1 pseudogene is annotated in these 392 nt (G+C 57.1%); it reads left to right on the forward strand.

What is annotated here, in order from left to right:
- Positions 1-277 (forward strand): annotated as a pseudogene (locus tag EN750_RS39010) (hypothetical protein); the annotation flags it as partial.
- Positions 278-392: the final 115 nt, after the last annotated feature.

Raw genomic sequence — 392 nt, forward strand, 5'->3', positions numbered from 1 at the left:
CAGGGAAAGTGCCATGGCAGGCGTGCCGGCTGAAATCGGCGAGTCCGACATTCACCTTTTCGTTCGCCCCCGCCTGGATGCGACTATCGATCCCGGGCAGCTTTACACCTGGTTGTTGCCCAGGCTCGCACCGTTCCAGCGGCCACGTTACATTTCTGTTGTCTCCGAATTTCCGAAAACGCCCAGCCAACGTGTGCAAAAATCTCGCCTCGTCGAGGCGTCTCACGAACGCTGGGATAGTGCTTGTATCAGCCACCGGTTTCAAAATGAAGGTTGATCTCCTGATCACCGGTACTGGCATGTTTGCAGGTCGCATCGTCCTTGACCTGGCGGCTACGGCGCGCGTCCCGATCAACGTCATGATTGCCGGTCGAAATCAGGAACGCCTGATT

Origin of the sequence: Mesorhizobium sp. M7A.F.Ca.ET.027.03.2.1, assembly GCF_003999175.1 — a bacterium.
Lineage (GTDB): Bacteria > Pseudomonadota > Alphaproteobacteria > Rhizobiales > Rhizobiaceae > Mesorhizobium.